At 44.2% G+C, this 819-nt stretch carries 1 protein-coding gene; it reads right to left on the reverse strand.

Features of this window, described 5'->3' with window-relative positions; genetic code table 11:
• Positions 1–6: 6 nt before the first annotated feature.
• The coding region (locus I6F41_RS17910) for an elongation factor Tu (protein ID WP_197108908.1) at positions 7–819 on the reverse strand (813 nt) is incomplete at its 5' end.

Consider the following 819-nt stretch of genomic DNA (forward strand, 5'->3'; position numbering starts at 1 on the left):
TAATTATTACGCTACGATGTTTGCAACAACGCCAGCGCCTACAGTACGACCACCTTCACGGATAGCGAAACGAAGACCTTCGTCCATCGCGATTGGCGCGATTAGAGTAACTGTCATCTTAACGTTATCACCAGGCATTACCATTTCTACGCCTTCTGGTAACTGTACGTCACCAGTTACGTCAGTTGTACGGAAGTAGAACTGTGGACGGTAACCTTTGAAGAATGGAGTATGACGACCACCTTCATCTTTTGAAAGTACGTATACTTCTGATTCAAAAGTAGTGTGTGGCTTGATTGAACCAGGCTTAGCTAGTACTTGACCACGTTCAACGTCTTCACGCTTAGTACCACGTAAAAGTGCACCAATGTTCTCACCAGCACGACCTTCGTCAAGCAGTTTACGGAACATTTCAACACCAGTACAGATTGACTTAGTTGTATCACGGATACCAACAATTTCAATCTCGTCGTTGATGCGGATAATACCAGCTTCAACACGACCAGTTACAACAGTACCACGGCCTTGGATTGAGAAAACGTCTTCGATAGGCATGATGAATGGCTTATCGATGTCACGCTGTGGCTCTGGAATGTAAGAATCAAGTGCGTTTGCAAGCTCAACAATCTTATCTTCCCACTCTTTCTCGCCTTCAAGCGCTTTAAGTGCTGAACCTTGAATTAGTGGTAAGTCATCACCTGGGAAATCGTATTCTGAAAGAAGTTCACGAACTTCCATTTCTACTAGCTCAAGTAGCTCTTCGTCATCAACCATGTCACATTTGTTCATGAACACGATGATGTAAGGAACGCCAACTTG

The organism is Pseudoalteromonas sp. SCQQ13, assembly GCF_015864415.1.
In the GTDB taxonomy this organism is placed as follows: Bacteria; Pseudomonadota; Gammaproteobacteria; order Enterobacterales; family Alteromonadaceae; genus Pseudoalteromonas; species Pseudoalteromonas nigrifaciens.